This window comes from Mesorhizobium sp. M0923, from assembly GCF_040319365.1.
Lineage (GTDB): Bacteria > Pseudomonadota > Alphaproteobacteria > Rhizobiales > Rhizobiaceae > Mesorhizobium.
On record NZ_JAMYNW010000022.1, the window covers coordinates 42,708 to 68,358 of the forward strand.

General features: G+C 63.7%; 27 protein-coding genes. 16 read left to right on the forward strand and 11 right to left on the reverse strand.

Annotation, left to right across the window (positions count from 1 at the left end; all coding sequences use genetic code 11):
• Positions 1 to 3: 3 nt before the first annotated feature.
• The 6 genes from NKH89_RS28445 (at position 4) to rarD (ending at position 5,144) form a co-directional block, all read left to right on the forward strand.
• Complete coding sequence (locus NKH89_RS28445) at positions 4 to 495, forward strand: GFA family protein (protein ID WP_352494860.1); 492 nt, start codon at positions 4 to 6, stop codon at positions 493 to 495.
• Complete coding sequence (locus NKH89_RS28450; protein WP_023719860.1) at positions 492 to 968, forward strand: GFA family protein; 477 nt, start codon at positions 492 to 494, stop codon at positions 966 to 968. The genes NKH89_RS28445 and NKH89_RS28450 overlap by 4 nt, the downstream gene beginning before the upstream one ends.
• On the forward strand, positions 965 to 1,921 hold the full coding sequence (gene pip / locus NKH89_RS28455; RefSeq protein WP_023719859.1) for a prolyl aminopeptidase: 957 nt from the start codon (positions 965 to 967) through the stop codon (positions 1,919 to 1,921). Before NKH89_RS28450 ends, pip begins: the two co-directional genes overlap by 4 nt.
• The gene (cimA, locus tag NKH89_RS28460) at positions 1,918 to 3,540 is read left to right on the forward strand and encodes a citramalate synthase (protein WP_198030508.1); all 1,623 of its coding nucleotides are present in this window, start codon (positions 1,918 to 1,920) and stop codon (positions 3,538 to 3,540) included. The genes pip and cimA overlap by 4 nt, the downstream gene beginning before the upstream one ends.
• Positions 3,541 to 3,544: 4 nt before the next feature.
• Positions 3,545 to 4,084 (forward strand): hypothetical protein, encoded by a 540-nt coding sequence (locus NKH89_RS28465; protein ID WP_051409686.1) that lies wholly within the window; start codon positions 3,545 to 3,547, stop codon positions 4,082 to 4,084.
• Between the two features lie 127 nt (positions 4,085 to 4,211).
• Positions 4,212 to 5,144 (forward strand): EamA family transporter RarD, encoded by a 933-nt coding sequence (gene rarD, locus NKH89_RS28470; RefSeq protein WP_352481840.1) that lies wholly within the window; start codon positions 4,212 to 4,214, stop codon positions 5,142 to 5,144.
• A 54-nt stretch (positions 5,145 to 5,198) separates the two neighbouring features.
• Here rarD and NKH89_RS28475 read toward each other — a convergent pair whose 3' ends face one another.
• Positions 5,199 to 5,489 (reverse strand): muconolactone Delta-isomerase family protein, encoded by a 291-nt coding sequence (locus NKH89_RS28475; RefSeq protein WP_023719855.1) that lies wholly within the window; start codon positions 5,487 to 5,489, stop codon positions 5,199 to 5,201.
• 118 nt (positions 5,490 to 5,607) lie between these two features.
• Between NKH89_RS28475 and NKH89_RS28480 the strand changes: the two genes are divergently transcribed.
• Positions 5,608 to 6,525: a LysR family transcriptional regulator gene (locus NKH89_RS28480; protein WP_352481839.1), complete on the forward strand. Its 918-nt coding sequence runs from the start codon at positions 5,608 to 5,610 to the stop codon at positions 6,523 to 6,525.
• A gap of 77 nt (positions 6,526 to 6,602) precedes the next feature.
• On the opposite strand, the gene NKH89_RS28485 is transcribed toward NKH89_RS28480, so the two are convergent.
• Positions 6,603 to 7,214 (reverse strand): LOG family protein, encoded by a 612-nt coding sequence (locus tag NKH89_RS28485; RefSeq protein ID WP_023719853.1) that lies wholly within the window; start codon positions 7,212 to 7,214, stop codon positions 6,603 to 6,605.
• Between the two features lie 114 nt (positions 7,215 to 7,328).
• Between NKH89_RS28485 and NKH89_RS28490 the strand changes: the two genes are divergently transcribed.
• The 4 genes from NKH89_RS28490 (at position 7,329) to NKH89_RS28505 (ending at position 11,607) form a co-directional block, all read left to right on the forward strand.
• Entirely contained in the window at positions 7,329 to 8,828 is a 1,500-nt protein-coding gene (locus NKH89_RS28490; protein ID WP_023719852.1) for a LysM peptidoglycan-binding domain-containing protein, read from the forward strand.
• 60 nt (positions 8,829 to 8,888) lie between these two features.
• Positions 8,889 to 9,263: an ArsR/SmtB family transcription factor gene (locus NKH89_RS28495; RefSeq protein ID WP_352494862.1), complete on the forward strand. Its 375-nt coding sequence runs from the start codon at positions 8,889 to 8,891 to the stop codon at positions 9,261 to 9,263.
• 21 nt (positions 9,264 to 9,284) lie between these two features.
• Complete coding sequence (locus NKH89_RS28500; protein ID WP_023719850.1) at positions 9,285 to 11,171, forward strand: ABCB family ABC transporter ATP-binding protein/permease; 1,887 nt, start codon at positions 9,285 to 9,287, stop codon at positions 11,169 to 11,171.
• 88 nt (positions 11,172 to 11,259) lie between these two features.
• Positions 11,260 to 11,607 carry a hypothetical protein gene (locus NKH89_RS28505; protein ID WP_023719849.1) on the forward strand — a complete coding sequence of 116 codons (348 nt, stop codon included), beginning with the start codon at positions 11,260 to 11,262 and terminating at the stop codon, positions 11,605 to 11,607.
• Between the two features lie 5 nt (positions 11,608 to 11,612).
• Here the strand turns inward: NKH89_RS28505 and NKH89_RS28510 are convergent, their stop codons facing one another.
• Positions 11,613 to 12,479 carry an SMP-30/gluconolactonase/LRE family protein gene (locus NKH89_RS28510; RefSeq protein ID WP_023719848.1) on the reverse strand — a complete coding sequence of 289 codons (867 nt, stop codon included), beginning with the start codon at positions 12,477 to 12,479 and terminating at the stop codon, positions 11,613 to 11,615.
• A gap of 265 nt (positions 12,480 to 12,744) precedes the next feature.
• On the opposite strand from NKH89_RS28510, the gene NKH89_RS28515 reads away from it, so the two are divergent.
• The 3 genes from NKH89_RS28515 (at position 12,745) to NKH89_RS28525 (ending at position 14,700) form a co-directional block, all read left to right on the forward strand.
• On the forward strand, positions 12,745 to 13,443 hold the full coding sequence (locus NKH89_RS28515) for a phosphatidylserine decarboxylase (protein ID WP_023719847.1): 699 nt from the start codon (positions 12,745 to 12,747) through the stop codon (positions 13,441 to 13,443).
• Between the two features lie 3 nt (positions 13,444 to 13,446).
• The gene (locus tag NKH89_RS28520; RefSeq protein WP_023719846.1) at positions 13,447 to 14,262 is read left to right on the forward strand and encodes a CDP-alcohol phosphatidyltransferase family protein; all 816 of its coding nucleotides are present in this window, start codon (positions 13,447 to 13,449) and stop codon (positions 14,260 to 14,262) included.
• 174 nt (positions 14,263 to 14,436) lie between these two features.
• Positions 14,437 to 14,700, forward strand: a complete 264-nt coding sequence (locus tag NKH89_RS28525) for a hypothetical protein (RefSeq protein WP_023719845.1) — start codon at positions 14,437 to 14,439, stop codon at positions 14,698 to 14,700.
• 24 nt (positions 14,701 to 14,724) lie between these two features.
• Here the strand turns inward: NKH89_RS28525 and NKH89_RS28530 are convergent, their stop codons facing one another.
• Both NKH89_RS28530 and NKH89_RS28535 read right to left on the reverse strand, forming a co-directional pair.
• Positions 14,725 to 16,947 carry an AMP-binding protein gene (locus NKH89_RS28530; protein ID WP_023719844.1) on the reverse strand — a complete coding sequence of 741 codons (2,223 nt, stop codon included), beginning with the start codon at positions 16,945 to 16,947 and terminating at the stop codon, positions 14,725 to 14,727.
• A 149-nt stretch (positions 16,948 to 17,096) separates the two neighbouring features.
• On the reverse strand, positions 17,097 to 17,504 hold the full coding sequence (locus NKH89_RS28535) for a tautomerase family protein (RefSeq protein ID WP_023719843.1): 408 nt from the start codon (positions 17,502 to 17,504) through the stop codon (positions 17,097 to 17,099).
• 114 nt (positions 17,505 to 17,618) lie between these two features.
• Between NKH89_RS28535 and NKH89_RS28540 the strand changes: the two genes are divergently transcribed.
• Positions 17,619 to 18,473 (forward strand): LysR substrate-binding domain-containing protein, encoded by an 855-nt coding sequence (locus NKH89_RS28540; RefSeq protein ID WP_352494864.1) that lies wholly within the window; start codon positions 17,619 to 17,621, stop codon positions 18,471 to 18,473.
• Positions 18,474 to 18,672: 199 nt separating this feature from the next.
• On the opposite strand, the gene NKH89_RS28545 is transcribed toward NKH89_RS28540, so the two are convergent.
• Positions 18,673 to 19,563 carry a DMT family transporter gene (locus NKH89_RS28545; protein WP_352910759.1) on the reverse strand — a complete coding sequence of 297 codons (891 nt, stop codon included), beginning with the start codon at positions 19,561 to 19,563 and terminating at the stop codon, positions 18,673 to 18,675.
• A gap of 343 nt (positions 19,564 to 19,906) precedes the next feature.
• Here NKH89_RS28545 and NKH89_RS28550 point away from each other — a divergent pair, with 343 nt between their 5' ends.
• Positions 19,907 to 20,413 (forward strand): OsmC family protein, encoded by a 507-nt coding sequence (locus NKH89_RS28550; protein WP_352481824.1) that lies wholly within the window; start codon positions 19,907 to 19,909, stop codon positions 20,411 to 20,413.
• Between the two features lie 175 nt (positions 20,414 to 20,588).
• On the opposite strand, the gene NKH89_RS28555 is transcribed toward NKH89_RS28550, so the two are convergent.
• The 5 genes from NKH89_RS28555 to radA form a co-directional block, all read right to left on the reverse strand.
• Positions 20,589 to 20,810 (reverse strand): hypothetical protein, encoded by a 222-nt coding sequence (locus NKH89_RS28555; protein ID WP_023719840.1) that lies wholly within the window; start codon positions 20,808 to 20,810, stop codon positions 20,589 to 20,591.
• A gap of 125 nt (positions 20,811 to 20,935) precedes the next feature.
• Positions 20,936 to 21,676 (reverse strand): SDR family NAD(P)-dependent oxidoreductase, encoded by a 741-nt coding sequence (locus tag NKH89_RS28560; RefSeq protein ID WP_023719839.1) that lies wholly within the window; start codon positions 21,674 to 21,676, stop codon positions 20,936 to 20,938.
• A gap of 220 nt (positions 21,677 to 21,896) precedes the next feature.
• Entirely contained in the window at positions 21,897 to 23,378 is a 1,482-nt protein-coding gene (purF, locus tag NKH89_RS28565) for an amidophosphoribosyltransferase (RefSeq protein WP_502896949.1), read from the reverse strand.
• A gap of 114 nt (positions 23,379 to 23,492) precedes the next feature.
• On the reverse strand, positions 23,493 to 24,164 hold the full coding sequence (locus tag NKH89_RS28570; RefSeq protein WP_352910762.1) for a CvpA family protein: 672 nt from the start codon (positions 24,162 to 24,164) through the stop codon (positions 23,493 to 23,495).
• Between the two features lie 47 nt (positions 24,165 to 24,211).
• The gene (radA, locus tag NKH89_RS28575) at positions 24,212 to 25,630 is read right to left on the reverse strand and encodes a DNA repair protein RadA (RefSeq protein ID WP_023719836.1); all 1,419 of its coding nucleotides are present in this window, start codon (positions 25,628 to 25,630) and stop codon (positions 24,212 to 24,214) included.
• Positions 25,631 to 25,651 lie beyond the last annotated feature (21 nt).

The window sequence follows — 25,651 nt, forward strand, 5'->3', positions numbered from 1 at the left end:
GCGATGAGCCTTGACAACAGACCGGTGTATACGGGCGGCTGCCAGTGCGGCGCAGTGCGCTTCCGCGTCGAAGGCGCGCTCGGCGATGCCTCCGTCTGCCATTGCCGCATGTGCCAGAAGGCGAGCGGCAATTTTTACCTGCCGCTGGTCTCGGTGCGCGGCGCAGGACTCGACTGGACGCGCAGCGAGCCCAAACGCTTCCGCTCGTCCAATGCGGCGTTGCGCGGTTTCTGCGCCGAATGCGGCACGCCGCTGACCTTCGAAGCGACCGACGGCGTGGCGCTCGCCATCGCCGCATTCGACCACCCCGAGGAGATCGCGCCGACGATCCAATGGGGTGTCGAAGCCAAGCTCCCCTATGTGGATCATGTCCACGAATTGCCCGGTGAGGAAACGATGGCCGACGTCTCGTCTGCCTCCTATCTCGCCGACCTCGTCTCCTACCAACATCCCGACCATGACACCGAACAATGGCCGCCGGAGGAAAGATCATGACCGAAACCGTTCGTACCGGCGGCTGCCAGTGCGGCGCCGTGCGCTTCCGCATCCACGGCGCGCTCGGCCGCCCCTCGATCTGTCATTGCCGCATGTGCCAGAAACAGTTCGGCTCGTTTTTCGGCGCGCTTGTGACAGTGCCGAGCGACGGCGTCGAATGGCTGCGCGAGGAGCCGAGTTACTTTCAGTCGTCGGTCAACATCGATCGCGGCTTCTGCGCCCGCTGCGGCACGCCGCTGACCTACCGCCAGCCCGGCGCGCTCGAGATCGCCATCGGCGCCTTCGACGACCGTTCCGATCTGGCGCCGCAGATCCAGGTCAACTACGCCGCCAGGCTGCCTTGGGTGGAGACGATCTTCGACGCGCCAATCCACGACGATCCGGATTTCTACGCGCGACAGGAGTCAATCATCTCCTTCCAGCATCCCGATCACGAGACGGCCAACTGGCCGCACCAGGGCCTGAAACTATGAGCAGCGAATTCCGCACCCTCTATCCCGAGATCGAGGCTTTCGAGTCCGGCATGCTAGACGTTGGCGATGGCCATCAGGTCTATTGGGAGCGCTCCGGCACCCGCGGTGCCAAGCCGGCGGTATTCCTGCATGGCGGACCGGGCGGCACCATTTCGCCAAAGCACCGGCGGCTGTTCGATCCGACGCTGTACGATGTCATCCTGTTCGACCAGCGTGGCTGTGGAAAATCGACGCCCAATGCCTCGCTCGAAGCCAACACCACCTGGCATCTGGTCGCCGACATAGAGCGGCTGCGCGACATGTGCGGCTTCGACAAATGGCTGGTGTTCGGCGGCTCGTGGGGTTCGACGCTGGCGCTGGCCTATGCCGAGACACACCCCGAGCGGGTCAGCGAACTGGTCGTGCGCGGCATCTACACGCTGACCCGCGCCGAACTCGAATGGTACTACCAGTTCGGCGTCTCGGAGATGTTCCCCGACAAATGGGAGCGGTTTTTGGCGCCCATTCCGGAGGCTGAGCGCGGCGACATGATGGCCGCCTACCGCAAACGGCTGGTCGGTAGCGATCCTGTGGCGCAGGTCGAGGCCGCTCGCGCCTGGAGCCTGTGGGAGGGCGAGACGATCACTTTGCTGCCGGAACCGGAAACCAGCGGTCCCTTCGGCCAGGATGATTATGCCCTGGCCTTCGCCCGCATCGAGAACCACTATTTCGTCCATGCCGGCTGGCTGGAAGAGGGACAGCTGCTGCGTGATGCATGGAAGCTTAAGGATATACCGGGTAGCATCGTTCACGGCCGCTACGACATGCCGTGCCCGGCGCGCTATGCCTGGGCGCTGCACAAGGCGTGGCCGAAAGCGGATTTCCATCTGATCGAAGGTGCCGGCCACGCCTATTCGGAGCCGGGCATCCTCGACAGGCTGATCCGCGCAACGGACGTGTTTGCCGGGAAATGACGATGGCTCGCGAGCGCCTTTATCTGTTCGACACGACGCTGCGCGATGGTCAGCAGACGCCGGGTATCGACTTTTCCGTCGAGGACAAGATCGCCATCGCCAAGCTGCTCGACGAGTTCGGCATCGACTACGTCGAGGGCGGTTACCCTGGCGCCAATCCAACCGACACCGCCTTTTTCGCCGAGCGTCGCACGGCCGATGCCAAGTTCGTCGCCTTCGGCATGACCAAGCGGGCAGGAGTGTCGGCCTCGAACGACCCCGGCCTCACCGCGCTGGTCCAGTCGAAGTCGGATGCCATCTGCTTCGTCGCCAAGAGCTGGGACTACCATGTCCGCGTCGCGCTCGGCTGCACCAATGAGGAGAACCTCGAGGCGATCAAGGCCTCGGTCGAGGCGGCGCTCAGTGCCGGCAAGGAGGCGATGGTCGACTGCGAGCATTTCTTCGATGGCTTCAAGGCCAACCCCGATTATGCGCTGGCCTGCGCCAGGACGGCCTACGATGCCGGCGCGCGCTGGGTGGTTCTATGCGACACCAATGGCGGCACGCAGCCCTCCGAGGTGCGCGCCATCGTCGAAAAGGTGATCGCGGCCGGCATACCGGGCGACCATCTCGGCATCCACGCCCATGACGACACCGGCCAGGCGGTGGCGAATTCGCTTGCCGCCGTGGAGGCCGGCGTGCGCCATATCCAGGGCACGCTGAATGGCATAGGCGAGCGCTGCGGCAACGCCAATCTGATCTCGATCGTGCCGACATTGTCGTTGAAGCCTGCCTTTGCCGGCCGCTTTGCAACAGGCATTTCAGCGGAGGCGTTGACCGGTATATCGCGCTTGTCCCGCGCCTTCGACGAGTTGCTGAACCGTGCGCCGGAAGCGCAGGCCCCCTATGTCGGCGCCTCCGCATTCGCTACCAAGGCCGGCATCCATGCCTCGGCGCTGGCCAAGGAGCCGGCGACCTACGAGCATGTGCCGCCAGAGACTGTCGGCAACCGCCGCCGCGTCATGGTTTCGGACCAAGGCGGCAAGGCGAATTTCATGGCCGAGCTGAAACGGCGCGGCATCGACATGCCCCGGGACGACCATCGCCTCGACGCGCTGATCGCCGTGGTCAAGGAGCGTGAGGCGGAGGGCTACGCTTACGAAGGCGCCGACGCCAGCTTCGAGCTTCTGGCGCGCAAGATGCTGCATGGCGTGCCGGAATTCTTCCGCGTCACTTCATTCCGCTGCATGGTCGAGCGCCGCTTCGACGCCAACGGCCAGCTGAAGACGGTCTCGGAGGCGATTGTGAAAGTGCTGGTCGAGGGCGAGGAGAAGATGTCGGTCGCCGAAGGCCATGGCCCGGTCAACGCGCTCGACATTGCGCTGCGCAAGGATCTCGGCAAATTCCAGAGCGAGATCGCCGATCTCGAGCTGGCCGACTTCAAGGTGCGTATCCTCAATGGTGGCACCGAGGCGATTACCCGCGTGCTGATCGAATCGCATGACGGCACCGGTGCGCGCTGGTGGACGGTCGGCGTCTCCGAAAACATCATCGATGCTTCGTTCCAGGCGCTGATGGATTCGATCGTCTACAAGCTGATGAAGAACCGCGACATGGCCGGGCTGATCGCGGCGGAGTGAGGAAATGGGCTTCACGATAAGCTGGGTCGCATTCAATGGTCTGCCACTCGCGAAGGCAGCGCTGGCTTTCGGTCTGGCTCAGAGCGGACAATCGGACGAGGTTTTTGATTTTGACTACAATGGCGTGACGGTTGGTCAAAATTGGTCTGTCGTCATTTTTAACGACGTGAACATGGACCTGGTGGACGAGAAGCGCCTGGCTAACCTTTCGACGGGCAGGGACATTGTCGTCGTTCACAATATCGATACGGTCATGCTGCAATGGGCCGAACAGTGGCGCGACGGGCACGAAGTCTGGAGCATACGACACACCAGCGCAGACGGTGCGCGCAACCTGGAAGCGACAGGAAACCTTCCATCCTGTTTCGAGGAGATCCGCCGCGAGCGCTTCGCAGATCAGGATCGCGAGGACGCAGGTGCTGCCGCCATAGACTTTATCGCCGATATTCCGATCGAGGTGGCAGAATGCGTGACGGGCTTTCGTCACGACACCGTTGGAGCGGAATTCATGGAATTGGTGCCTGCGCCCGGCGAGACCAAATGACTGCGGGCTTCGCGCATTTCAATGAACTGGTGAAAACTCCGGGTTCTTGAACCATCAGCGAGACTCCATTGATCCATCAGAACTTTGCGATGGTCTTGCCGGGGCCGCTGGCGCATAGCCTTGGGCCATGGCTACCCAAGTACTTCAAATCGAGGCCGATACCAAAGCTCGTCGCGGCTTCTTGCTGGCGCTCGGCGCCTACCTGCTTTGGGGGCTGCTGCCCTTCTACATGAAGGCTGTCGCGCATCTGCCGCTGGCCGAAGTCATCGCCCACCGCATCGTCTGGTCGGTGCCGATCGCGGCCGCCGTCCTGGTCTGGGCGGGCCGCACTGCCGATTTCAAAGCGGCCGTTCGTTCGCCGCGCATCATTTCGATGGCGCTGCTGACGGCGGCGCTGATCTCGGTCAACTGGGGCATCTATGTCTGGGCGATCGCGGTCGACCGCACGATCGAGACCGCGCTTGGCTATTACATCAACCCGCTGGTCAGCGTCGTTGTCGGCGCGCTGCTGCTCGGCGAACGGCTCGACCGCCTGCAGATCGCGGCGGTGGTGCTCGCGGCAATCGCCGTCGCGGTGCTAACCATCGACGCTGGCAAGCTGCCCTGGGTGTCGCTGGTGCTGGCCTTTTCCTTTGCCGCCTATGGCTTCTTCCGCAAGACGCTGCCAATTGGTCCAAGCCAGGGCTTCCTGCTCGAAGTGCTGCTACTGTCGGTGCCGGCGCTCGGCTACATCGTCTTCCTGATCGCCACAGGACAGGATCATTTCGTCTCCAGCTCCTTGAACGACACCGCCTTGCTGGTCGGCTGCGGACCGGTCACCGCCGTGCCGCTGCTGTTGTTTGCGTTCGGCGCCAGGCTGCTGCGCCTCTCCACCATCGGCATCATGCAATATATCGCGCCGACAATCGTCTTTTTGATCGCGGTGCTGATTTTCGGCGAACCCTTCGGCAGCGTTCAGGCCATCGCCTTCGGCCTGATCTGGGCGGCGCTGGCGATGTACTCCTGGTCGATGTTTTCTTCGGCGCGCAAGACCGTCGCCGCATCCGCTCGATCCGCGTAACGAAGAAAGGCGGCTGGCGGGCCTAATGCCGGCAGCCGCCTCTTTCACGGTCGCTCAGCGCTTCGGCCCGAAGCCTGGATAGGGCTGCAGCGGCACGACGGCGGCAATGTCCATCATGCCGGCCTTGACCAGCGGCAAGGTTGCGAGATGGCTGCGCACGTCGGCATCGCTGCCGGCCTCGAACATCATGCCGCTGCCGGGAATGTCGCCTCGATTCCACACCTGACGCACGGCGCCTTCGGCATAGAGCGTGCGGCGCTGCTCGGCCTCGCCGGGCAGCAGAGGCGCGAAATCGGCGTCGGTGAACTTTTCGGTGTTGCGCACAAGAAGGGCAAAGAACTGCATCGGAATCTCCTGATGTTGGCCGTTGGAATGGCGAAAATATTCGCTTCGGCTGGCCAGACAGTCCAAGACTGATTAGGCTAAAGTTGAGACCTCACGGGACTTGAGCATCGGAGCAACAATGTTCGACCTGCGCCAGCTCCGCTATTTCATCACGGTGGCCGAAACCGGCAATGTCGGGCGTGCCGCCGAATTGCTCCACATCTCGCAGTCGCCGCTCAGCCGCCAGATCATGCAGTTGGAGCAGCAACTGGGCATCACATTATTCGAGAGGGCGAGGCAGCGTGTTCATCTCAATCCCGAAGGCCGCGCCTTTCTTACCGAGGCGCGTGCGCTGCTGGCCCATGCAAGACGGCTGGAGGAGCTCGGCCGCAATCTCGCCAGCGGTACGGTCGGCCGTCTCGCCATCGGCTATGTCGAAGGTGCGGTCCATGCCGGGCTTGTCGCTCGGATGCTGCGCCAGTTTCGCCGCGACCGGCCCGAATTTCATCTTCAACTGAAGGGCCAGCGTTCCGCCGCGCAGATCGAAGCGCTGCGCGAACGATCGCTCGATCTGGGCCTCGTCTACACGCCTCCTTCTGCCGACGATCCCGACATCGCCGCCTTGCTCATCATGCGCGAGCCTCTGGTTCTGGCGATGCCGGAAAGCGATCCATTGGCCGAAATCGCGGAGATACTGCCGCAGCAACTGGACGGACGCACCTGGATCACGGTGGTGCGCCAGCCTGACGACACCAACCGCAGCCAATTTCTCGCCGCCTGTGCGAAGGCCGGTTTCCTGCCCGACATAGCCTATGAGACGACCGATCCGTTGACGTCGTTGGGCTTGGTCAGCGCCGGGCTTGGGCTGGCGACGGTGCAGGCCAGCCTGCGGAGTGCCGCGCCGCCTCAGATCGTGTTTCGCGATCTGCCGTGGTTCGAACGCACCGTCTCGATCCATCTCGCCTGGCGACGTCAGGACAAGCGGGCGGTCATCGCGGACTTAAGGAAGGCAGTAGGGAAGGAGTTAATGAAGGAGTTAATAGTGAATAGTGAATAGTAAAGTACAACACCTTCCGAACCGGCGCGCGTGTCTATCCCTACTCCCTACTCCCTACTCCCTACTCCCTACTCACTCTACATTTTATCAATCACCGACTGCACGCCCTCCGTCGGTGCATCGACGGAGGATCCCGCCACCATGATGGCGGCTACGATCGCTTCCGGGTCCTCGACCACCAGCGGCTTGACCCGCTGCGCGGTGTGGATGAAGCCTTCCGTTGCCATGTGGTCGAGCAGCGCCAGCATCGGATCCCAGAACCCTCCGACGTTGCCGAAGACGATCGGCTTACGATGATGTCCGAGCTGCGCCCAAGTCATGATCTCGACGATCTCCTCGACGGTGCCGATGCCGCCGGGCAACGCCACAAAGGCGTCGGATTTCTCGAACATCCTGTGTTTGCGCTCGTGCATGTTGTCGGTGATGACGAGCTCGTCGAGCCGGTCAAGCGCGGTTTCGGTCGCCTCCCGGTTGATCAGAAAACGTGGAATTATGCCCGTTACCTTGCCGCCGGCCTTTAATGCCCCTTCAGCGACGGCACCCATGATACCTTTAGTGCCGCCGCCATAAATCAGACGCAGGCCGGACTTGGCGATCGAGCGGCCAAGCAGGTGTCCGGCCTTGATATAGGTTTCATCTCGGCCCGGGGACGAGCCGCAATAGACGCAGACAGATCGAATCGTGTTCATGTTATGATTGGTGATAGGGACTATTGGCATGGTCAAGCCCCGGAGCGGGCTTTTTCTTGTCGGCTTTGGCAAAACAGGCTAGACCGAAATTAGGTGGCTAAGGGGCAGGGAAACATGGCAATTAATCCGTTGAAGGCGTTTTTGTTCGCGGCTGGCGGCTCCGTCGCTGCGGCGGGAACCGCCTATGTATCGGGCGCACTCGACCCGTATCTCAATTCTACCCCGCCTGCGGAAGTCGCGGCGCTGACGCCGCCGGTTTCGAAACCGGTCGCTCCGGCAACCGAGGGGCGGCTGCCGTCTGCGCCCGCCGCGTCCACCGATGCGGCGACGCCCGCCGCGCCGGCCGCTGCAGGTGCGATCGTGCCGACCTTCGACATCGTGCGCGTCGAAAGCAACGGCTCGATCGTCGTCGCCGGCAATGCAGCGCCCAACGCCAAGGTCGAGATTCTCAACGGTTCGACTGTGCTCGGCTCGACGGTCGCCGGTCCCGACGGCGCCTTTGCCATTATTCTCGACGATCCGCTGAAGCCCGGCGACTATACGATCACGCTTCGCTCTACGGCCGACAATGTCGTGACCGCCTCGGCGCAGACCGCCGTCGTTTCGATTCCCCAGAATTCCACCGGTCAAGTGCTGGCAATGGTCGAGGAGCCGGGAAAGCCGTCCGAACTGCTCACTGTTCCTGCCCCTGAGGCAAAATCTGACGCCTCGCCGCCAACCGGCGAACAGGCGGCCGTTCAGCCACCCGCCACCGGCACCGAATTGCCGGCTGCCGCAGCGCCGGCCGCCCCGGCGGCTGATGTTCCAGCAGCGCCTGCTTCTGCCGCGCCGGCCGCTGTTGAAGCCGCACCGGCTCCGGCAGCGCCCGCCACACCGGCAGCGCCTGCTACTTCCACGGCGGAGCCCAAGGTCGTCGTCGAAGCCGTCGAAATCGACGGCAACAAGATTTTCGTTGCCGGGGTCGCCGATCCCGGCCGCAAGGTGCGCGCCTATGCCAATGATATCCTGCTCGGCGACGCGAAGACCTCGCCCGACCGCCACTTCCTGGTCGAAGCGACACGCGACGTCCCGGTCGGCACCTACACCATCCATGTCGACGCGCTCGACGCCGACGGGGTGACGGTGGTGGCTCGTGCCGCCGTGCCGTTCGAACGCGAGCCGGGCGAGGCGGTTGCCGCCGTCGCACCCGCCGAGCCAAAGCCTGCCGAGGTAAAACCAGCCGAGCCGAACGCTCCGGCCACCGAAGCCGCACCGGCGACAGCCGCCGAAACGCCCGCAACTGCCCCCATTCCTGCCACCGAGGCCCCGGCCGAAATGGCCGTCGCGACGCCTCCGGGCGAAGCTCCCGAGACCGTGGGCCCCAAGCTCGAACATGCCAATGGCGCAGTCATCATCCGCCGCCACGACACGCTGTGGCGGATTTCGCGGCGGGTCTATGGCCAAGGCATGCGCTACTCGACCATCTATCTCGCCAACCAGGACCAGATCAGCAATCCGAACCGCATCTGGCCGGGGCAGGTGTTCAAGGTGCCGGAGAAATCGAAAGAAGGCGAGCCCGCCGATCTCAAGGCAATGGGCGACCAGATGACGACGGCGCCAGTCAAGACTGAGTAGCCGTTCTGCCCATCAGGATAGCTTGCGGCAGGGCCAGTCATCGTTTATCGCCGATGGACGATGACCGAATCCTCTCTCGTAACGGACCGACGCCGCGCGGCAGATGAACACGCGCCGGCCAACTGCACGCCGGCCAACTGTACGCCGGATAGCCGCTCCGTCGCTGTCCGGCTCGCGGCCCTTTCGCATCCGGCGCGGATCGAAATTCTCAAACACCTTTCCGCAAGCCGTTCCTGCTGCTGTCGCGAGGTCGTCGAGCATCTCGACCTGGCGCAGTCCACCGTTTCCCAGCATTTGAAGATTCTGGTCGAAGCCGGGCTTATCCGCTTCGAGCCTGACCGCCAGCGCTCGCGCTATGAGCTCGACCGTGCTGCGCTCGCCGATGTTTCCGCGTCGCTGGCCGCGCTGGTCGATTCCTGCTGCTCCGGCCGCTAAGATATAAAAAGGTAAACAAGAATGGCCGAGAAAACCGTTTCCGCCGATTCCGGCTCGACCTTCAGAACGTTGCGCAATCTCTGGCCCTATATGTGGCCGGCCGACCGCGCCGACCTGAGGGCGCGGGTGGTGTGGGCAACCGTGCTGCTGGTTGCCGCCAAGCTGACCCTGGTGGCCGGACCCTATTTCTTCAAATGGGCGACCGACGCACTGGCCGGCGACGCCAAATCTCCGCCGCCGCTGCCGGCCTTCCTGCTAGCGCCGGTCATGCTGGTCGTCGCCTACAATGCCGTGCGGCTGGTGCAGCTCGGCTTCAACCAGTTGCGCGACGCCCTGTTTGCACGGGTCGGCCAGCATGCCGTGCGCCGGCTCGCCTTCCGCACCTTCGTACACATGCATGAATTGTCACTGCGCTTCCACCTCGAACGGCGCACCGGCGGCCTGTCGCGTGTCATCGAGCGCGGCACCAAGGGCATCGAGACGATCGTCCGCTTCACCATGCTGGCGACGGCGCCGACGATTGTCGAATTCGCGCTCACCGCCGGCATCTTCGCCGTCACCTATGGCTGGCTTTACGTGCTGGTGATCGCGGTCACGGTCTGGCTCTATGTCTGGTTCACCGTCAGGGCGAGCGATTGGCGTATTTCGATCCGCCGAGAGATGAACGACAGCGATAATGAAGCCAGCACGAAGGCGATCGATTCGCTGCTTAACTACGAAACAGTCAAATATTTCAACAACGAAGCCATGGAGGCCGAGCGCTTCGACCGTTCCACGGCGCGCTATGAGGTGGCGGCGACCAGGACCTGGACCTCGCTTGGCTGGCTGAACTTCGGCCAAGGCGTGATCTTCGGCATCGGCATGACCGTCGTTATGGTGCTGTCGGCGCTCGAGGTGAAGGCAGGCACGCAGAGCGTCGGCGATTTCGTCTTCGTCAACGCCATGCTCATGCAGCTTTCGGTGCCGCTGAATTTCATCGGCATGATCTACCGCGAAATTCGCCAGGGCCTGACCGACATCGAAAACATGTTCGATCTGCTCGACGTCAAGCGCGAGATCGTCGATCGGGCGGGCGCCAAGCCACTGGTCGTCGATGCCGGTAAGGTCGAGTTTCGTGACGTGCATTTTTCCTACGACCCCAACCGCAAGATACTGAAGGGCATCAGCTTCGAGGTGCCGGCCGGCAAGACGGTGGCCATCGTCGGCCCCTCCGGAGCCGGAAAGTCGACCATTTCGCGGCTTTTGTTTCGTTTCTACGACATTCAGCGTGGCACGATTCTGATCGACGGCCAGGACATTCGCGACGTCAAGCAGGAGAGCTTGCGCGCCGCCATCGGCATGGTGCCGCAGGACACGGTGCTGTTTAACGACACCATCGCCTACAACATCCGCTACGGCCGCATCGGCGCCAGCGAGGAGGATGTGCGCAAGGCGGCAGAACTGGCCCAGATCGGACCGTTCATCGAGCGGCTGCCCGACGGCTATCGCTCAATGGTGGGCGAGCGCGGGCTGAAACTGTCCGGCGGCGAGAAGCAGCGGGTGGCGATTGCCCGCACCATCTTGAAGGCACCGCCGATCCTGATGCTCGACGAGGCGACCTCGGCGCTGGACAGCCACACCGAGCAGGAGATCCAGGCGGCACTGGACCTGGTCAGCCAGGGCCGCACCACCCTCGTCATCGCCCATCGACTGTCTACAGTGATTTCGGCCGACGAGATCATCGTCCTGCAGGACGGCCAGATCGCCGAGCGCGGCACCCATGCCGCCTTGATGGCCAAGCGCGGCCTATATGCATCGATGTGGGACCGGCAGCGCGAGGCAAGCGAGGCCGAGGAGCGGCTGCGCATTGCCCGCGAAAGCGACGAGTTCGGCGTCGTCGTCCGCCGCCGCACCTCGGAGGTGAGCTGAAATTCGTGCTTGACCTCAACTTAAGTTGAGATCGTAGGCCGTTTTGGATCGTAGCAAGATGCGTCGTTCAAAAACGGAGACAATCGATATGAATGGGATAAATCAGGCAGTTAGTGGCGGCAGCGTATTCCGGGTGGACAAGTTTGTCGTTCCGGCCAACGCTCGCGAGGAGATTCTTGCCAAGGTCCGGATGACGCATGAATTGCTGCGCCAGCAGCAAGGGTTCGTCCAGGATTTCCTGCTCGAGCAATTCTCGGGGCCGGGGGAGTTCAACCTCGTGACCATTGTCGAATGGGAAGGGCAGGCCGCTGTCGATAAGGTCGTGCCGATCATCAAGGCCGCGCATGAGCGCATCGGCTTCAATCCTCAGGAGACCATTGCGCGACTTGGCGTCAGGGCCGATATCGCCAATTACCAGCGGATTCCCGCGGTGTAAGCTCTCTATGGCCAGCCTGCTCCCGGCGCGGTAGCCTCGATGCTGAGCACCTGGCCGGTACGGGCATCGCTGATCATATGTTCGAAGCCGCGCCATTCGGCGGCCACGATGAACAGCGTTTTTCCCTCGCTGCCGCCGAGCATGCAGGCAAAACAGCCGCGATCGACGTCGACGCTTTCGAGCATTGTGCCGCCCTCGCGCACCCGCACGCAATGCCTGTTCGGAACGTCGGCGTACCAGGCGGCACCTTCGGCATCGAGGCAGATGCCGTCGGGAAAACCGTTGCCAAGATTGGCCCAGACTCTCCGATTGGAAAGGTGGCCATCGGCAGCGATGTCGAAGGCGGTCAGCCGGTTGGCGTGGGATTCGGCAACGACAAGCGTCTTGTTGTCGGGCGTCACTGCCATGCCATTGGCGAAGGCGAGATTCTCAGCCACCTGCCGAGCCGAGCCGTCAGGTGCAACCAGCACGACGGTGCCGGGGCCGAAATGCTGGCCGGAAGCCGGAGCCGGCCCACCACCATTGACGTAGATGTTGCCGCGCCCGTCGACGACGATCTCGTTCCATGGGCTCTTCGACAGATGTCTCAGATCGGCATGGGTGACCAATGTCCCGTCAGCCTCCTGCCTGAGGATCAGCCCTTCGCGGCCGGACACGACAAGCAGCCGCCCGTCCGGCAGCCAGTCGATGGAGTAGGGCAGGGTGGCCGGCACGATGAGCGCGATCTCGCTGTTGCCTAGGGCGTCAACGGCGATGATCTGGCCTGTGCCCCAGTTGCAGAACCACAGCCGGCCATCGTGCCAGCGAGGCGACTCGCCAAAGGCCAGACCGTTCATCACCACTTGCGCTTGCCTGGCTGCTGATTTCTGCATGGGCCGAGAACCTCCGGGTTTGCGCAAATCGTCACGGCCGAAAGGCCGATGAGAGGCGCTGTCTTGCCAAGGACGGGCGTGGGGGCTTCGTGCCGACAATCGCAATCAACATATTTCCGGTTGACCACTTCGGCAGTCCGGATGCTGCCAAGGACGCCCCTGAGGCGGCACGACCGCCAACACCCGACCGCCTGATTGTCGCGTTGCGGCGAAGGGGTGTTTCCGCTATTGAGGCCGGACTTGGAACCAAGGTTGCCCTCATCCCATGAGCCTCGTTGACACGATCAAAAATGCGTTCGTTCCGATCCATCGCGAGGGTTATCCCTTTATCGCTGCGTTCGGCGCGGCGACGCTTTTTCTTGGCTATTTCTCCTCGACCCTGTTCTGGATCGGTCTCATTCTGACCGCGTGGTGCGCTTATTTCTTCCGCGATCCCGAGCGTGTCACGCCGATCGACGACCGGCTGGTTGTCAGCCCGGCGGACGGCATCGTCTCGGCCGTCGGCCCGGCCGTGCCGCCGCGCGAGCTTGGCCTCGGCGGCGGCGAAATGACCCGCATCTCGGTATTCATGAATGTCTTTTCCTGCCACGTGAACCGCGCCCCGGTGCGTGGCCGCATCTCCAGGATCGAGCATCGGCCAGGAAAATTCCTCAACGCCGAACTCGACAAGGCAAGCACCGAGAACGAACGCAACGGGCTGGTCATAGAGAGCCCCAACGGCACGGTGGCTGCGGTGCAGATCGCCGGCCTGGTGGCGCGGCGGATCGTCTGCTGGGCCGAGACCGGCGGCGCCATCGGCACCGGCGAGCGCTTCGGGCTGATCCGCTTTGGCTCGCGCGTGGACGTATTCCTGCCCTCGACGGCGACGCCGCGCGTTGCCGTCGGCCAGACGGCGGTAGGCGGTGAGACGGTGCTGGCGGAATTCGGCGGCGTTGCCGCAACGCCGCTCGTGCGGATATCCTGACCGGTGGCCCCGCCGTTCAAGAAATTCGAGGCGCATGGCGGCGGCGGCCCGCGCATCCGTGAAATCCCGATGCGCATGGTGCTGCCCAATCTGGTCACCGTGCTTGCCATCTGCGCCGGCCTGTCCGGCATCCGCTTCGGCTTCGAAGGCCGCTTCGAGCCGGCGGTGGTGATGGTACTGCTCGCCGCCTTCCTCGATGGTATCGACGGCCGCCTGGCGCGAATGCTGAAGGCGACCTCCAAATTCGGCGCCCAGATGGATTCGCTGGCCGATATCGTCAATTTCGGCGTGGCACCGGCGCTAGTGCTTTATGCCTTTCTGCTCGACAGGGCAGGTTCGCCGGGTTGGATCGCGGCGCTGCTGTTTACCATCGCCTGTGGGATGAGGCTTGCCCGCTTCAACGTGCTCGACGAAGAGCTCGACCGTCCGCAGTGGCAAACCGAATATTTCGTTGGCGTGCCGGCGCCGGCGGGTGCGGTGCTGGTGATGCTGCCGCTCTATCTGTTCTTCCTCAGGCTTGGCCTTGAACCCAGCCGCCTGGCGGCCTTCATTGCCACCGGCTTTACAATATTGGTGGCGTTCCTGCTGGTCAGCCGACTGCCCGTCTATTCCGGCAAGAGCGTCAGGATACCGGGCGACAGAGTGCTGCCGATCATCCTCGCAGTCGTCCTCTACGTCCTGCTTTTGATGACCTATCCCTGGTATACGCTGACGGCTTCGGTTGCCGGCTATTTGCTGTTTTTGCCATTCAGCGTGCGCGCCTATTCCAGACGCGCCAAGCGCGAAGGCGAGAAGGTACCGTCCTCGGACATCGGCTGACAGATTTGGTGCCAATTTCGCACGCGGCGCTGTGGAACGCCCTTCAAAACCACGTTTTCGGAACTTGCTGGGCGCCTGACCGTTTGTGTCGGTAGGTCCGTTTGAGCGACTGCTCGTGATCGTCAACGTCGCGCAAGCTGCCGCATCGGGCCCAGAATCATCGGAATACGAGAAATGGCTGTCATCCTCATTGGCGCATTACTGACTGTCGCCGGCCTCGTATATATGGCGGTTGCAGCCATCATGCGCGGGCGGCTCAGTGAGCCGGCCGCTGTCTCCACCGCGCCGGATAGCCCGAGGCCCAATCTCGCAACACCAGGTCCGACTCTGGAGCCGCGGCGGCGCGGGCTCCGTTTTCTCGGCTTGTCACAGAATTGGCCGGGCCTGCTGATGATGGCCGTCGGCGTCATTCTGCTGTTATCGGTAGTGGTCCTCTAGAGTTTTGGAAAGGTCTGGAAAACCTCAGGCGGCAGCGCTCAGTCCCAGCCTCTCGAGCGCCAGCTTTCTTGTCGAGACATAGTCGGTCTTGCCCGAGCCCAGCACCGGGATTTCCTCGACCTTGACGATGTCGTTCGGTACCATCAGTTCGGCCGCCCCGGCCTTCTTGCCGAATTCGCGCAATTCGTCGGGATTGGCACTGTCGGCGGTGGTGACCAGGACGAGGCGCTCGCCGCGCCGTCTGTCCGGCACCGCCACCACGGCGTGATGCTCTTCCGGCCACAGCGACTGCACCAGCATCTCGACCGCACCAAGCGATACCATCTCGCCGGCGATCTTGGCGAAGCGCTTGGCGCGGCCGCGAATGGTGATGAAGCCTTCGCGATCGACCGAGACGATATCGCCGGTGTCGTGCCAGCCTTCGAGCGGCAGTAGCTCGCCCGGCCGATCGGCGGTCATGTAGCCCATCATCAGGTTCGGCCCGTCGAGCCACAGCCGGCCGGCGTCGCTAATGCCTTCGACCGGTTCGAGTTTCATGCGCATGGCCGGCAGCAGCCGCCCGACCGTGCCGTCGCGACCGTGGATGGCGGTGTTGACGGCGACCACCGGTGCGGCCTCGGTCAAGCCAAAACCTTCGATGATCTCGGCCTGGAAGCGTTCGCGATAAACCCGGCGCGTCTCCGGCTTCACCGCCTCGGCACCGGCGACGACAAAGCGCAGGCTGGAAAAATCGCCGTCCTTGGCGGTGCGGGCATAGTTGGCGAGGAACGTGTCGGTGCCGAACATCACCGTTGGCCGGACCTTGCGCGCCACCTCCGGAATAAGCTTGTAGTGGAGCGGTGAGGGGTAGAGGAACAGTTTTACGCCGGTGACCAGCGGCAGGATGGTGCCACCGGTCAGGCCGAACGAGTGGAACACCGGCAGCACGTTGAGCAGGATGTCGACCGGCGAGATGGTGATGCGGGCTTCGGCCTGCATGGCATTGGCAAGAAGGTTCCGGTGCGACAGCACAACTGCCTTGGGTGTGCCTTCCGAGCCGGAGGTGAACAGGATCACCGCCGGCTTGGCTGCATTCTGGCGCTGCAACGGCCATCGCCACAGCAAGGCGGCAGCGAGCTTGTCCAGCGCGGTCACGCTTGCGCGAACATCCTCCAGCCAGAGCAGTTTGGCTCCGCCCTTTTCCACCGCCTCGACTATGTCGGCGAGGTTGGCCTTTTCGACAAAGGCGCGTGAGGAGACCACGGTGCGGATCACCGCCGTGCGGATGGCGGCGGTGACGCTCGCTGGGCCGGCGGTATAGTTGATCATTGCTGCCACTCGCCCAGCCGACAAAACACCGACGAACGCCAGCACGAGGCCATTGGCGTTGGGCAGGAGCAGCCCAACCGCTTCGCTCGGCGCTGTCATTGCCTCGAAGCGGCGGCCCAAAACCCTGGCACCGATAAACATTTTCCGGTAGCTCAGCGCACCGCCGATGATGTCTTCGATAATTGGGTGCGAAGCGCCGACACGGTCGGCGGCATCACGCATGGCAAGGAACAGCCCTCGGTCGAGATCACTGCCAAAAAGCCTGGCCTCGGCGAAGCGATCGAACAGCGCATTGGTATTGGAGGCCTGATTGGGGTTCCGCGCCACCAACTCGGCGATGGTCATCGGCTCCAGCGCGCTGATCGACAGCTGCGGGAACCAGTGGCGCGGCGCCTTGTCTGCCGGCGTCAGCGACGCCGGCAGGCTGCGCGCGCCGGCAACGAAGATCGGCACGATGCGAGCGTCGGCCTGCATGGCGATACGGGTGATGGCGCGGAACAATCGAAACGACTTGACGTCGGGCTCGACCGCATTCGGAAGGTAAACCGCGAGCCGGCCCTTGCCCTTCAGCACCCGCACCAGTCTGCGGCTGACGAAGACGTGCTCGGCGTTGAAGGCGATGGTGCGGCCAAGCTCGCGCCATGGTTCCAGCCAGGGCGATCTGGCCGAAGCCGGGTCGAGAATGTGCAGCGTGTCCTCCGGCAGCAGCGACAGCATCAATGCCGGCTCGAGGCGCGACTGATGCCAGACGACGTAGATGACCGGAGCCGCCGACTTGCGGGCAATCTTGATTCGCTCGTCGTTGATCCGGTAGGCGAGCTTGAACGGCACGTAGAGCAGCGCCTGGCTCAAGCGCAGGCCGAGGCGGAACTTCTCCACCACGCCGATCAGCAGCCAGGCCGTGACAAGACCCGCAAGCAGCGCCAGTGTCAGGATCATCGCCGCATCTCCCAACAATCTCACGTCGCGGCTCTTCAGTGGCCGCTTCGGGTGAGAACCTAGCCGAAGTTGGATCAACGTCAATGCGGCTTCATTTTTCCGTCTCTCCTGCTATCAGTGGGCTCGGCTGCCTTCTCCACAAATCGCAGCTACGCCGCCTTCATCCTCCCGCTGATGAAGCGGAATTCCTGCGTCTTGCCGCCAAAGCCATACGCGGCCGCCGGCACTTCGTGCACGAGGGCATAGCTTTCCTCATGGACCTTGCCTAGCAGCCGGCCGAATGCTGCAAAGATTGCCTGGAGATAGGCCTCCAGTTCGAGCTTGGTGTTGGTGCCGTCGACGACCTTGATGTCGAGCCAAGCCGTGTTGGCGCCGTGCTCGGCCAGCGACTTGCCGCCGGCGAACCAGTGCTCGGGGTCGAGATAGGAAATCGCGACAGCTGTGATCGTCGCGTCCTTGCGCAGATGCGTGGCCGTCAGTTCGGTCACCTCCTTGGCAATAGCGGCGGACAAAGCGGCATCGGGCTTGCCGGTAACGCTGACATTGATGATCGGCATGTTTCTTCTCCTCGGTTTCAAGCGGCGTCTCTTCGCCGTCGAGAAAATCATGCCATCGTTCTTGAGTCAGAAAAATCGAATTGTTTTTGATAAACACTTAGATATTATCGAATTATGCAGGCGCTCGATCCCGACCTCCTCAAAACTTTCCTCGCTTTCGTCGATAGCGGCTCGCTGGCGCAGGCTGCGTCGATCGTCGGCCGCTCGCCGTCGGCGGTGACCGCGCAGATGCAGCGGCTGGAGGATGTAGTCGGCGAACCGCTGCTGGTGCCGCAGGGGCGAGGGCGTGGCCTGACGCCGGCGGGCGAGGATCTGGTCGGCCACGCGCGGCGCATTCTTGCTGCGCACCGCGAGGCGTGGCTGGCCCTCAAAGGGGCGCATGCCGATGGGCGCGTCGCCATCGGCACGACGCAGGATTTCGCCGACAGCGGCTTGCCGCAGCTTCTCAGGGCCTTCGCCGTCAGCCATCCGCGCGTCAGGATCGAATTGCGTGTCGGCCGCTCCGCCGAACTGGCGCAGGCTTTGCAAGCCGGCACCCTTGATCTGGCCATTGCCATGCGACAGGCGCCGACGCGGGACGAAGTCGGCGTGCTCAAAGAGCCAATGATCTGGCTTTGCTCACAAAACGGCTTGGCCACCCGCCAAGAGGAATTGCCCTTGGCGCTGCTCGATCCCCATTGCGGGTTTCGCGATGCAGCGACCAGTGCACTGGATGCGGCCGGCCGCCGCTATCGCATTGCTGCCGGCAGTGCCAGCCTTGCCGGCCTGCGTACGGCGGTACACGCTGGCATCGCTTTGACGTTGAGGACGGCGCGCTTCGCTCATTCCGGCATCGTCGAGGCGCCGCGCGATCTTGATCTGCCGCCGGTGCCGGTCGCCGAATTCGCCATCCGCTTGCGTGAGGATGCCGACCGGCCGGCGCAGGATCTGGCCGCGTTGTTCAGCGGCAACCTGGGCTTGGCCAGTTGAGTCAGCAAAGAAAAAGCCGACCTTGCGGTCGGCTTCTGAGTAGGACGGGCCGAGGGGTTTGGGGGGACTTGGGGGTGGCCCGTCGCAGCCATAATGCCTGAGCCCGATGATGGTTCCATGACTTTTCAAATTTATTTTCAGGCACGGATTTCGCGTGATCGGACCTCCAACTCGCCCTCGGGCGTGGCGAGGATTTTGGTCATGCATCCGCTGCGCGCTGCCTGGCCATCAGCCAGTCACGGCCGGCGTGAGCGAACACGGCGCAAAGCACGATTGCGCCGCCGACCATGCTGGCTGCCGGCGGGATTTCCGCCAGGAACAGGAAGGCGAACAGGATCGCGAATGGCACTTCGGCCGAACCCAGCAGTCCGGACTCGGCCGCCGGAATGAGCCGGGCGCCCTCCGTCCACAGGATCGAGGCAAGCGCGAACGAGGAGCCGAAGGTGGCTAGAAGCAATGCGTCCCTGGCCGAGACGGCCAGCGGATCGGTGACGAACCAGCCGAGCACGAACAAAAGGAATGCCGACACCGCACCCGCCCACACCACCGGCGTATCGCGGAAGGTGCGCACCATGATCATGTAGAGGGCGCTGCCGATCGTCATCAGCAGCGCCAGCCCGTCCCCGAACAGATGGCCGGTGCCGAAGCCCGACCAGACCATGATCGCCACCCCGCATAGTGACACGGCAGCGGCAGCAAGCGTCTGCAGCCGGAACGGTTCGCGGACCAACAGGAGGGCCAGCAGCGCGGTGACGAAAGGGGCGGTGGCGTAGATGATGGCGACATTGGCGACAAAGGTGAACTTGAACGCCGAGATGAAGGCGATGCTGGCGAGCGCGCCCTCAATCGCCAGCAGCCAGCCGCGCCAGCCGAGCCGCAGGCTGCCGCGACCGCCGGAGCGCTGGCGACGCCATAGCACATAGAGGCTGATCAGGATCGAGCCGACGAAGCCGCGCCAGCAGGTAATCGTCAGCGGGTCGGAATGGATCGATTTGGTCAGCACGCCGGTGAGGCCGAAGACGGCCGCCGATGCCGAAACCAGGATGATGCCGAGGGTGCGTTCGCGGGCGCTTTCCACTGTGCCTGGCATATCCAGCGATTCCGTCATCTCACCAGCTTACGCTGCCCCGTCCTGACACCATAGTGTCAGCTTGATCGAGGCGTCATGCATCGAAACAGCAGACCGGCAGCCCCGGTGAACAGGCTGCCGGCGAAGCCCTTTCGCGGATTTCCAGGATGGCGATATCGGCCATATGTCCGGCGGCCTTACGAATGTGTTGCGAGAGAGGGTGTGAAGGCGTTGGATGCTCCCCGTATCGTCAGGCTATACGGGGCGAAGCCCTGCCAAGCGCTACGCCAGCGGGGACTTGCGTTTGGGGCAGCCGACACCGCCGTTAAGCAGCGAAGCCAGGCAACTATGGGAGGGAAATGAAATGGACGCGATCGCATTGAAGGCCATGCAGGTGCCGCTGAAGGAGGCCTATCGCGACGACGCCTCGCGCGCGCTGATTACTCTCCGCGCCAAAGGCTCGATCGACGACCAATCGATCGCCTGCAAGGTCGAGACAGGCAGGGCGATCGCCATTGCCGGGCTGCATCCGGCGACCGGCGGCACCGGGTTCGAACTCTGCTCCGGCGACATGCTGCTGGAGGCGCTGGTGGCTTGCGCCGGCGTCACGCTGAAGGCGGTGGCCACGGCGCTGGAATTCAAGCTTGGGGCCGCCACGGTGGAAGCCGAAGGCGATCTCGACTTTCGCGGCACGCTTGGCGTGGCGAGGGATGCGCCGGTTGGCTTCCGCGCCATCCGGCTGACATTCGGCCTCGACACCGACGAGCCGCAGGAGCGCATCGATGCGCTGATCAAGTTGACCGAGCGCTACTGCGTCGTGTTGCAGACCATCAGTCAGAAGCCGGAGCTGACGGTAAGCGCACGACGCTGATGCTGCCAATCTCTCCCCTTGAGGGGGAGATGCACGGCAGGGTAGAGGGGGTTGGTCCGACGGGGCTCGGCCTGCTGCGGCAGATGGAGGCTGGCGCTCCACGCCTGTCGACCCCCTCTGGCCTGCCCTCTTTGCCAAAACTTGGCATCTCCCCTCAAGGGAGGAGATGACGCTCCTACTGCGCCGACGGCTCCTCGGCGTCGCCCTCGTCCGCGAACGGCGAGGCACTCGGCACGCACTGCACCGACCAGCCGGCCGGCGTCGGCTGCTTCTGGTATTCGGTGACGGCGGAGGTGCACTGTTCGCGGGTGTCGAAGGTGCTGGGCAGCACGACCATGCCGCCTTGCGGGCCGGCGATCACCAGATACCAGACCAACGCTACGCTCGGTGCCGCCATGGGTGTTTCCTCGCTCTGCTTGTTTTGGGAGTCGGTGCGATCCTAGCAACTCCGGCCAAGCGGCGAAAGCTGGGCCGAAGCGCGGCGTTAAGCCACGGCATCACAGCCGCGTGATGCAAGGCCGCTTACTCCGGCTGCCGGTAGGCGACAAAGCGGTTGTGCTTGGCCTGGAAGATCAGCCCCGTCTCCTTGAGCGCAGGGCTGGCCAACGGCACGATACGCTTGGCGATCTCCGAAGGGTGCGGCAGCGTTTCCGGATACTCGCCGGGTACGGCCTGCGCCCGCATCGCGGTGCGCGTTGCCCCGGGATCGGCGGCGTTGACCCTGAGCGGCAGGTTTTCGGTCTCATGGGCCCACGAACGCGTCATGGCCTCGACCGCCGCCTTCGACGCCGCATAAGGCGCCCAGAAGGCGCGTGCGGAGTGGGCCAGGCTGGAGCTCAGCACGATAGCGCGGCCGGCATCGGAAAGCCTCAGCAGCGGGTCGACCGAGCGGATCAGCCGCCATGTTGCGGTGACGTTGATGGTCATCACCTTCTCGAAGGTCTTTGCCTCGACATGGCCGATCGGGGCGATGACGCCGAGCACAGCGGCGTTGGCGACCAGTATGTCGAGCTTGCCCCAGCGCTCGTGGATGGCGCCGCCCAGCCGGTCGATCCCCGCCATGTCGGCAAGATCGAGCGGGACGAGCGTCGCTTGTCCGCCGCCTGCTTTGATCTGGTCGTCGAGCTCTTCCAGCCCGCCGACGGTGCGGGCAACCGCAATCACATGCGCACCGGCTGCGGCAAGCTCCCTGGCGATGAAATAGCCGATACCGCGCGAGGCGCCGGTGACGACCGCAACGCGGCCGGAGAGATCGAGGGTCATGCTTGAACTTCCATGAGGTCGGCGTGAAGCACCCCCCTCTGCCTTGCCGGGCATCTCCCCCTCAAGGGGGGAGATTGGCCCTCATCAGGCTCAGCGCCTGTTCTGCGACCGTCGCGATTGGCGAAAGTCGACAGTTCAGCCGATCTCTCCCCTTGAGGGGGAGATGCCCGGCAGGGCAGAGGGGGGTAACCTGGCGAAGACAAATGGCGATCCGGCAACCTTACGACCCGCCCGCCGCCAAGAGCGAAAGCGTGCGGACATTGTCGGAGCCTTCGAAATCGGCAAGCCGGGTCGGATACTGGCCGGTGAAGCAGGCGTCGCAGAATTGCGGCTGCTCGTTGTCGCGGCCGGCTTCGCCGACGGCCCGGTAGAGCCCGTCGATCGAGAGGAAGCCGAGCGAATCGACGCGGATGAACTCGGCCATCTCCTCCACCGACATGCGCGAGGCCAGCAACTTCGACTTTTCCGGTGTGTCGACGCCGTAAAAGCACGAGGCGCGCGTCGGCGGCGAGGCGATGCGCATATGCACCTCCTTGGCGCCGGCATCGCGCACCATCTGCACGATCTTCTGGCTGGTGGTGCCGCGTACGATCGAATCGTCGACCAGCACCACACGCTTGCCTTCGATCATGCGGCGATTGGCGTTGTGCTTGAGCTTGACGCCCATGTGGCGGATCGAATCGCCGGGCTGGATGAAGGTGCGGCCGACATAGTGATTGCGGATGATGCCGAGCTCGAACGGAATGCCCGCGGCCTGCGAAAAGCCGATCGCCGCCGGTGTGCCCGAATCCGGCACCGGCACGACAATGTCGGCCTCGACCGGGCTCTCCAGTGCCAGCTCGGCGCCGATGCGCTTGCGTACCTCGTAGACATTGCGGCCTTCGACCGAAGAATCCGGCCGGGCGAAGTAGACATATTCGAAAATGCAGAAGCGGGTCTTCTGCGGCTCGAACGGGAACAGGCTTTCGATGCCCTTGCTGGTGACGACGACCATTTCGCCGGGCTTCAGGTCGCGCACGAAACGCGCCCCGATAATATCGAGCGCACAGGTCTCCGAGGCGAGAATCCAGGCGCCGTCGAGATCGCCTAGCACCAGCGGCCGGATACCGAGCGGGTCGCGGCAACCGATCATCTTCTTGGACGTCATTGCCACTAACGAGAAGGCGCCTTCGACCTGGCGCACCGCATCGATGAAGCGCGAATTGAGGTCGCGCTCCTTGCTGGTGGCGACCAGATGCAAGAGCGTCTCGGTGTCGGAGGTGGAAGAGAAGATGGCGCCCTGCTTCTGCAGGGCGCGCTGAACGGTCATGGCGTTGGTGAGATTGCCGTTATGGGCGACGGCAAAGCCGCCATCGGCAAGTTCGGCGAAGAAAGGCTGGATGTTGCGCAAGCCAGCGCCACCGGTGGTGGCATAGCGTGTGTGGCCGATGGCACGGTTGCCTTGCAGGCTGTCGATGACACGCTGCTTGGTGAAGGTGTCGCCGATCAGGCCGACATGGCGTTCGACATGGAATTGAGTGCCGTCGTAGGAAACGATGCCGGCCGCTTCCTGGCCGCGATGCTGCAACGCATGCAGGCCGAGTGTTACGATGGCTGCGGCGTCCTGCCGGCCGAAAATACCGAACACGCCGCATTCGTCGTGGAAATGGTCGTCGGCTTCGGCGGAAAGCACGTCGTCTGCGTCTGCCACTGAGACTGCCATTGGGGGCTCAAGCTCCGCTAAAGTCGCCATATAAGGTCATAGCGCATCGAAAGCAACGCACGTCGTGCGACGTTCACATGATCGACAGTCTCGAGGCGAGCAAGTCTGCCGAAATCAGTTTGCCGGCGCGGGGTTTGCAGGTGCCGGCGTCGCGGGCGCATTGTCGGCCGGCGGAGCGTCGCTGTCATCGGGTGCCGGAGCAGTGGCGTCGTCGCCGGCGGCAGGTGCTTCCGCTGCAGGCGGGTCGGGGGCCAGAGGCGTCTCGGTGGCCGGCTGATTCGGATTGAGCTTGTTGAGGATGGCGTTTTCCGGATCCTCGGGCAGCAGGCTTTCCAGCTTGGCACCGATCGATTCGAGCAGCGGCTTTGACTTGGCGTTGGCAATCCAGCCTGGAGCTTTGGCGCCGGCCAGCCAATTGAAAAACAGCAGTGCGACCGCGACCACCAGGATGCCGCGCGCCGCGCCATAGAGGAAGCCAAGTGTGCGATCGAGCGCGCCGATCCTGGAATCGATGATCCAGTCGGCGAGCTTCATGGTGATGACCGAAACGACGATCAGCGCGACAATGAAGACGATACCGGCGGCCGCCGCCATGGCTGCCTTTTCGTTGTCGATATAGGGCTGAATGTAAGGCAGCACCGGCTTGTAGAAGAAGAAGGCCGCCGCAGCGGCAACTGCCCAGGAGATGATCGACAGGATCTCGCGCGAAAAGCCGCGAACCATGGCGAGCATCGCCGAGACCAGGGTGAAGCCGACGAGAATTCCGTCAAGCAGCGTAATCGGCATGTTTTTCGCCCCGCTCCGATCTCTTTTTCACGACTCGACGAGCCGCATCAGTCTTGCTCGTCGGCGCGGCTGCGCCGAGAGCCGGCTATGCGCGCCACGAGATCGGCAAGCTCGGTGGGCTGGAAAGCGCCGGCTCCGATCCCCCCGGCCCCATTACCACCAACAAGTTCCTCGCTGCCCAAGGGCAGAACCGCGCTTCCGAAACCCAGCTTTTCGGCTTCCTTAAGGCGCTGCTGCGCATGCGCAACCGGCCTCACCGCCCCCGAAAGGCTGATTTCGCCGAAATAGACGCAATCGGCGGGAAGGGCAAGACCGGTGAGCGAGGAAACCAGTGCCGCCGCCACCGCCAGGTCGGCCGCCGGCTCCGAAATGCGGTAGCCGCCGGCAACGTTGAGATAGACGTCGTGCGTGCCGAAGCGAACGCCGCAATGGGCTTCCAGAACCGCCAGGATCATCGACAGCCGGGCGCCGTCCCAGCCGACGACGGCGCGGCGTGGCGTGCCGAGCGTCGAAGGTGCTACCAGCGCCTGGATCTCGACCAGCACCGGCCGTGTGCCTTCCATGCCGGCGAAAACCGCGGCACCCGGCGACTTCGCGTGACGTTCACCGAGGAAAAGCTCGGACGGGTTGGCGACTTCCCGCAAGCCCTTGTCCGACATTTCGAAGACGCCGATCTCGTCGGTTGGCCCGAAGCGGTTCTTGACCGTTCGCAGGATGCGGTAGTGGTGGCCGCCTTCGCCCTCGAAATAGAGCACCGCGTCGACCATGTGCTCGACGACGCGTGGGCCGGCGATCTGGCCCTCCTTGGTGACATGGCCGACCAGAACGATCGCCGCCCCTGTGGATTTTGCATAGCGGATCATCGCTTGGGCGGCGGCACGCACCTGGGTCACCGTGCCGGGCGCTGAATCGGCCATGTCGGTCCATAGCGTCTGGATCGAATCGAGAATGACCAGGTCCGGCCGCTTGCCATCGGCAATGGTGGCGAGGATGTCCTCGACGTTGGTCTCGGCGGCGAGTTCGACCGGGGTGTCGGCGACGCCGAGCCGCTGGGCGCGCAGCCTGATCTGGGCGACCGCTTCTTCACCGGAGACGTAGACGATGCGGTGGCCCTTTGCCGCCAGTGCGGCTGCAGCCTGGGTGAGCAGCGTCGACTTGCCGATGCCGGGATCGCCGCCGACCAAAAGCGCCGATCCGCGCACGAAGCCGCCGCCGGTGGCGCGGTCGAGTTCGCCGATGCCGGAGACGATGCGCGGGGCGTCCTCGATGTCGCCGGAGAGGCTGGTCAGCACCACCGCGCGGCCCTTGCGGGCGTTGCGGGTGTTGGCCGGGCCGGAGCCGATGCCGCCCGACGTGCCTTCCTCGACCAGCGTGTTCCACTCGCCGCAGGCATCACATTTGCCGGCCCAACGCTGATGCACCGAACCGCAATTCTGACAGATGAACTGGATACGGGATTTGGCCATCAGCGTCGCGTCGCTTGCCAA